The organism is Streptomyces sp. NPDC043854 (genome assembly GCF_056436005.1).
Genome location: NZ_JBWKDK010000027.1, coordinates 1 through 6,820 on the forward strand (window position 1 = coordinate 1; position 6,820 = coordinate 6,820).

Annotated in this window: 7 protein-coding genes; 4 read left to right on the top strand and 3 right to left on the bottom strand. The window is 74.8% G+C overall.

From position 1 onward, the window contains the following. Positions 1-116: 116 nt before the first annotated feature. Genes AC068A_RS23455 through AC068A_RS23465 form a run of 3 tightly spaced genes read right to left on the bottom strand, consistent with a single transcriptional unit; the run spans position 117 to position 1,525 of the window. On the bottom strand, positions 117-524 hold the full coding sequence (locus tag AC068A_RS23455; protein WP_478587818.1) for a hypothetical protein: 408 nt from the start codon (positions 522-524) through the stop codon (positions 117-119). Between the two features lie 59 nt (positions 525-583). Further along, positions 584-988 carry a RidA family protein gene (locus tag AC068A_RS23460; RefSeq protein ID WP_478587820.1) on the bottom strand — a complete coding sequence of 135 codons (405 nt, stop codon included), beginning with the start codon at positions 986-988 and terminating at the stop codon, positions 584-586. 54 nt (positions 989-1,042) lie between these two features. Next, complete coding sequence (locus AC068A_RS23465; protein WP_478587822.1) at positions 1,043-1,525, bottom strand: RrF2 family transcriptional regulator; 483 nt, start codon at positions 1,523-1,525, stop codon at positions 1,043-1,045. Positions 1,526-1,695: 170 nt separating this feature from the next. Here AC068A_RS23465 and AC068A_RS23470 point away from each other — a divergent pair, with 170 nt between their 5' ends. The 4 genes from AC068A_RS23470 to AC068A_RS23485 all read left to right on the top strand — a co-directional run bounded on the left by AC068A_RS23470 (position 1,696) and on the right by AC068A_RS23485 (position 6,730). Further along, positions 1,696-2,523, top strand: a complete 828-nt coding sequence (locus AC068A_RS23470) for a hypothetical protein (protein ID WP_478587824.1) — start codon at positions 1,696-1,698, stop codon at positions 2,521-2,523. A gap of 95 nt (positions 2,524-2,618) precedes the next feature. Next, the gene (locus AC068A_RS23475; RefSeq protein ID WP_478587826.1) at positions 2,619-4,619 is read left to right on the top strand and encodes an FUSC family protein; all 2,001 of its coding nucleotides are present in this window, start codon (positions 2,619-2,621) and stop codon (positions 4,617-4,619) included. 115 nt (positions 4,620-4,734) lie between these two features. Further along, positions 4,735-5,466 (top strand): hypothetical protein, encoded by a 732-nt coding sequence (locus tag AC068A_RS23480; RefSeq protein WP_478587828.1) that lies wholly within the window; start codon positions 4,735-4,737, stop codon positions 5,464-5,466. A gap of 13 nt (positions 5,467-5,479) precedes the next feature. Beyond that, positions 5,480-6,730, top strand: coding sequence for an ATP-binding protein (locus AC068A_RS23485; protein WP_478587830.1), 1,251 nt, complete (start codon positions 5,480-5,482; stop codon positions 6,728-6,730). Positions 6,731-6,820: the final 90 nt, after the last annotated feature.

Here is a 6,820-nt window from a genome sequence, read left to right on the forward strand (position 1 = left end):
CCGGTCGGTTCTTTCCTTGGGAGGCCGGGGGCCGGGGCCCGCCCCCCCGGGGCCCCCCCCCCCCCCCCCCCCCCCCCACCCCGGGAAGGGGTACGGGGACCGGCGTCCCCGGCCCGTCAGGTCTCGCGCGTGTAATAGCGGTAGAACGCCACCACGCCGACGCCGGCACCCGTGATGAAGCCGACCCAGCTGGAGCGCAGGATGGAATCGCCCGTGAGGCTGTACAGGTAGCCCACGGCGATACCGCCGAAGGAGCCGTACGCTGTCGCCCGCGCCTCCCGCTTCAGGCGGGGGCCGACCCGGGCGAGGGTGAACATGACGGCGGCGAAGAGTGCACCGCACAGGATCCCGTAGAAGACGTTGCCCGCGTCGACGGGGCCCATCTGCCGCTGCATGAAGGCCGCGTAGACGCCGTAGACGAGTCCGAGCAGCAGGGCCCGGGTCAGCGCGCCCGTGTCCAGGTGCTGCGCCTGCGCCGTCTGCCCGCGGTGCCGCCGGTGGGCGACGGGTGCCGCATGAGCCATGACAGGGCTCCTCTCTCCCCCATCCAGAGCACACCCGGCACCCCCGCCCGGCAAGTGGATCAGCTGTCGACGGTGCGCACGGCCACGGCGTCGATCTCGAAGAGCATCCCGGGCAGGGCCAGCGAGGCGACTCCGATCAGGGTCTGGGCGGGCAGTTCGGTCCCCCAGGTGGCCTGCAGGTGCTTGGTGAGCACCTCCAGCTTCGCCAGGTCGTGCTCGACGATGTAGGTGCCGATACGGACGACGTCGCCGGGGCCGAGGCCGACAGCCGCGAGGGCGGTCCGCAGGTTGGCGAAGGCCCGCTCGACTTGGGCCTCGAAGCTCTCGGAGACGACGTGGCCGTTGTCGTCCGAGCCGTACTGGCCGGCTATGAAGACCTGCTCGCCGGGGGCGGAGACGATGTGGCTGTAGCCGAAGTCGACGGGGTTGTGGAGTCCTGCCGGGTTGGTGATGCTGCGCGTCATTGCCAAGCTCCTGGGTCTGTCGATGGCGTACGTCGGTCAGTGCGATCGGTTCGGTCAGGTGGTGGCCGGGCCGGCGAACCAGGTGCGCAGACGCACCGGGGCCTGCGGGGTCTGCCGCTCGGCCTCGCGCCGGATGTCGTCGAGGTTCTGCTCCGCCAGGGCCCGGCGCCAGGCCAGTTCGGCGCGGCTCATGGCGTGCGCGATGGCACACTCCGGGCCGTTGTCTACTGCAGGGCCGCCGCCGGGGCCCTGGTTGCGGATTTCGGTGCACCGGAAGGCCTCCGCGGCTCCCTCGACGGCGACGACCACGTCCATGAGCGAGATTTCGGCCAGTGGGCGGGCCAGCCGGAAGCCGCCTCGCGGGCCCGGGGTGGAGGTCAGGATCCCCGCCCGGGCCAGCGCTTGGAGCTGCTTGTTCAGGTAGGCGGCCGGCAGGTCGTGCCAGGCGGCCAGGCGCGCCGCCGGGACGGCCCGCTCGGGGCCGATCCAGGCCAGGTTGATGCAGCTGTGCATCGCCCACTCGCACCCCTCGCTCATCCTCATATTCTGGATATTAAATATCCAGGTTTTTTCCGCAAGGGGGTATCCGGCGCGGAAGGCGCCTTGCGCAGCCCGGCGCACCGGCGCCGGCGCACGGCCCGGCGTGTCGCCACCCGCCCGCAGCACCCCCGCTCGCGCCCGCCACGGCCGCGGATTTCCCTGGTGGCGTGCGCACCTTCCTGTCGGCGGTACTCATCGCGCTCATGGCGCTGCTCGTGCCGGCGAGCGCCGTCGCGTACTGGGCCGACCGCGAACTGGGCGACGCCGACCGCTACACCGCCGCCATGTCCCCGCTGGCCGGGAACCCGGCCGTACAGGAGGTCGTCGTCACCCAGGCGGCCCGCGCGCTGTCCGGGCAGATCGACGCCGGCCCCTTCCAGGGCGGGGTCGAGGAACTGCTCGGCGAGGCCCTGCGCTCCTTCATCGGCACCTCCGCGTACCGGACCGCCTGGGACGCGGCCAACCGCGCCGCGCACGCCGCCTTCCTGAAGGCGCTCACCACCGGCGACGGCGACGCCGTCACCATCGACCTCGCACCGGTCATCGACCGGGTACGGGCGGAACTCATCGCCGACGAGGTGCCGTTCGCCGACCGCATCCCGGTGACCCACGTGTCGGTGACGGTCATGGAGTACGACAACCTCGGCGCACTCCGGAGGGGTTTCCGCATGCTGCAGATCGCCGGTGTCTGGCTGCCCGTGCTGACCGTGGTGCTGGCCGTGGCGGCGGTCGCGGTCGCCGTGAACCGCCGCCGGGCCGTGGCGGCCACCGGCCTGGGGCTGGCCTTCGGGGCCGTCCTGCTGGGGGTCGCGGTGTCCGTGTGCCGCCGGCTCACCCTCGACGACCTGCCGGCCGACATCGACCGGTCGGCGGCCGGTGCCGTGTACGACGCGCTCACCGCGTTTCTACGCACCACCGCCTGGGTGGTCCTGGCGATCGGGCTGGCCGTGGCACTCGGCGCCTGGCTGGCCGGTCTCCGCCGCCGGACCCCATAAGCTCGGAAGGTACCAAGCACGCAGAACGGCGCAGAGAACCCGCAACCGCACAGAAGAACCGAAAGACCGACGAGCGAGCGGCGGCACGGAAGCAGATGGGCACCGAACGCACCGAAGACATACCGTCCGGGCGAGCCCGGCCGCACCCGCTGGCCCCGCCCGCCTGGCTGCTCTCGGGCCTGCGGCCCGAGAGCGCACCCGTCCCCTGGGCCGCCGTCGTCCGCGCGGGCATCGCCCTCTCCGTCCCGCTCGCCGTCGGCTTCGCCCTCGACGAGCCGGAGTACGGGGCGCTCGTCTCGATGGGCGCCCTGTCGGGGGTCATCGGCGACACCGCCGACGCCTACCGGATGCGGATCCTCAACATCGCCGTACCGCAGCTGTTCGGCGCGGCCGGCGTCGCGATCGGCACCCTGGTCTTCGGGCAGGGCTGGCTCGCCGTCGGCGTCCTCACCCTGATCGCCCTGATCTCCGGGATGATCTCCTCGATCGGCACGGTCGCCTCCGCCTCCGGGCTGCTGCTCCTGCTCAACGCGGTGGTCGGGGCCGGCCTGCCGCTGCCGCAGCCCTGGTGGACGGCCCCTCTCCTGCTGAGCGCCGGCGGCCTGTTCGTGCTGGTCCTGACCCTGCTGGGCTGGCCGCTGCGCGGGCGGCAGCCCGAGCGCACCGCCGTCGCCGCCACCTACCTGGCCCTCGCGGACGCCTTGGAGGCCGCCGGCGGACCCGACTACGACGACCGCCGCCGGCACGTCACCCAGACCCTCAACCAGGCCTACGACCTGATCCTGGGCCGGCGCGCCCGCGTCCACGGGCGCAGCCCCTCGCTGGTCCGGCTGCTGGCCCAGCTGAACGTGGTGATCCCGCTCGTGGAGGCGGCGCCCGCCGCACACCTGCGCGGCGGCCCGCTGTCCCCCGCCGTCCCGGCGGCCGTACGGGACCTTGGCAGGGCCGTGGAGGAGGGCCGCACCGAGCCGCCCGTACTGGACCTGCCCGCGCCGCACACCCCTGCCGAACGGGCCCTGGACGCGGCCCTGCGGCACGCGGCGGCCGTCGTGCACCTGCCCGAACCGACCCTGCGCGCCGTCGACGACGACCGGCTGGGCCGGCCCGCCGCCCTGCACGTCCGGGCCCGGCGGACGGCGCGGGACGTGATGCTGTCCGGGGCGTCCTGGCGGTACGGGCTGCGGCTCGCCCTGTGCATCGGGCTCGCCCAGTCGCTGGTCTCGCTGGTGCCCGTCGAGCGCTCGTACTGGGTGGCCCTGACCGTCACTTTCGTCCTCAAGCCCGACTTCGGCTCGGTGTTCTCCCGGGCCGTGCTGCGCGCGCTGGGCACCGCGGTCGGGCTCGTCGTCGCGGCCGCCGTGCTCGCCGAGGTGCCGCGCGGCTGGTGGGACGTGCCGGTCATGGCGGTCCTCGCCGCGCTGATCCCCGCGTTCTCCGCGAAGGGGTACGCCTTCCAGACCGCGGCCATCACCCCGGTGATCCTGCTGCTGTCGGACCTCCTCAGCCGCCAGGGCTTCGACCTGATCCGGCCCCGCCTGCTCGACAGCCTGATCGGCTGTGCGATCACCCTGGTCTTCGGCTACCTGCTGTGGCCCGAGAGCTGGCACACGCGGATCGGGGACCGGCTCGCCGACACCGTCGACGACGCCGCCCGCTACGTGGAGCGGGCCTTCGGCGCGCGGCCCGGGACGGCGGCCGCGGTGCGGACCGCGCGGACCGTGCGGCTCCAGGTCCGCCGGCGCCTCTACCGCGACCTGTCGTCCGTACGCAGCGAGTTCCAGCGGGCGCTGACCGAGCCGCCGCCGACCGGGACGCGGGCCGCGGCGTGGTGGCCGCTGGTCGTCGCCGTCGAGCGGATCGTCGACGCGACCACCGCTGCCCGGGTCCGCGTCAACCATGGGGCACCCGAGCCCCGGCCGGCCGAGGTGACGGCGCTGACCGGCGACCTGCGCGCCCTCGCCGAAGGCGTACGCACCGCCCGGACGCCCGACCGGCTGCGGCCCCCCTCCGAGCAGCCCGGCGACGAGGCGTCCGTCCTGGAGCCGGTCCGCCAGGAGGTCGCCGCCGCGCGCGGGATCGCCTCGTCCGAGCCCTGACCGCCCCCCGCCGTCCCCCCGCGCCCCTGCGGGTGCGGGAGGGGGATGGCGGGGCGTGTCCCCCGAACGGGCCTCCCGCCCGGCTGCCGGGGCCCGGCCGGGAGAGCATCGGGGCATGAGGCCCCTCCTCCCGCGCCGCCGGCACCGCCGCGCCGTGGCCGCCCCCGTCCTCGCCGCCGCCCTCGCGGTGGCGGCCGGGTGCGCCGATGTGGAAGGGCTGCGCGACGACGGCGACCTGGGGACCGTGCACGCCCCGCAGACCCTGTGGAAGGACATCCACCCCTCCCCGCCCGGCTCCGGCGAGCAGCCCGGTGCGGCCGCGGTGGTCCCCGGACTGCCCAAGGCGGCGGGCCGGAGCATGCGCGACGTGAACGCGCTGGCCGTCGTACGGGCCGACATCACCGCCGCCGCCCGGCAGGACGCGGGCACGGGACGCCTCGTCGACCCCCGGGCGGTGCGGCGGCTCGCGCTCTGCACACAGGCTGTGGACGGCGGTCCCGACTGTCCGGTTCGGCCGCCGGTGCTGCACGACGTGACGGGAGACGGCCGCGACGAGCTGATCACCGCCGTCGACATCGACGGCCGGCTCAGCGAACTGCGCGTCTACACCGTCCGGGACGACGGCTCGATCACCCGGATCCTGTCGCGGCGCGGGGTCCTGGAGGGCGTGGAGGTCGCCGCCGAGCACCTCGCGGTGCGCGAGCCGACCGCGAACCCGCGGAAGGTCTCCGTCTCGGACTACACGTGGAACCCCGAGACGGGGACCATGGACCTGGCCGAGCTCACCCTCGACGAGTGCCCCACGCTGAAGACCGGCTCCACCCCGTGCGCCGCGGTCCGGGGCTGAGGGGCGGCACACCGTGCGGGTGACGAGCAGTCTGCGCTGGAAGATCGCCCTGACCACGACGGCCGTGTGCTGCGCCGTCGCCGCCGTGCTGGGGATCCTCGTACACAACGTGGTCGCCCGGCAGGTCGTCGGCGAGGTCCGCAAGGACGCCGACCGGGACCTGGACCACGCCCTGACCGAGTACCAGTACGGCACCTCCCACGGCCACCTGAACGTCGCCCTGGACCCGCCCGACCTGCCCGGACCGCTGCGGGGACTCGTCGCCCGCGGCCGGACCGGCAGCATGGTCGGCGAGCACGCCGGCCGGCCCGTCATGTGGGCCGCCGGACCCGCCGACGGCAAGCCCCTCGCCGTGTGGGTCCCGTACGAGAGCACCCGCAGCCGGCTACGGGACCTCGACGCCGCGATCCTCGCCTCCGCCGCGCTCGCCGCCGGGGTGGTGGCGCTGGCCGGCCTGTTCCTCGCCAACCGGATCAGCCGGCGGCTGACGACCACCGCCGCCGTCGCCCGCCGGATCAGCGCCGGCGACCTCGACGCCCGCGTCGACATCCCCGACGCCGGCGGCGAGGGGGCACACCGCGACGAGGTACGGGACGTGGCACAGGCGCTGAACACCATGGCCAAATCGCTTCAGGATCGGCTGGAGGCGGAGAAGCGGTTCACCGCGGATGTCGCGCACGAGCTGCGGACCCCGCTGACCGGCTCGCTCGCCGCGGCCGCGCTGCTGCCGGAGGGCCGCCCCAAGGAGATGATCAACGATCGGCTGGCGGCGCTGCACCGGCTCACGGAGGACCTGCTGGAGATTTCCCGGCTGGACTCGGGCGTCGAGCACGCCGATCTGGCCCGGGTGGAACTCGGCCGGGCCGTGCGGCGGGCGGCCGCCGCGACCCGGCTGGACGTGTCGGTACGGGTGGTCCGCGACATGGAGGTGCTCACCGACCGGCGGCGGCTGGACCGGATCCTGGCCAACCTGCTGGTCAACGCCGACCGGCACGGCGCCCCGCCGATCGAGGTGACCGTCGACGGGCCGGTGGTGACCGTACGGGACCACGGGCCCGGCTACCCGGACCGGCTGATCGAGCAGGGCCCGCAGCGCTTCCGCACCGGGGACCCGGGCCGCGGCCGGGGCCATGGGCTGGGCCTGACCATCGTGGCCGGTCAGGCGGCGGTCCTGGAGATCGCCCTCGGCTTCGCCAACGCACCGGACGGGGGCGCGGTGACCACGCTCCGGCTCCCCGTCGGGCGTCTGGTGGACGGGAGTTGACGCACGGGAGCGGGGGGGGGGGGGGGGGGGGGGGGGGGGGGAGGGAGCCCCCCCCCCCCCCCCCACCTCCCCCGCTGCGAACGACGTCCG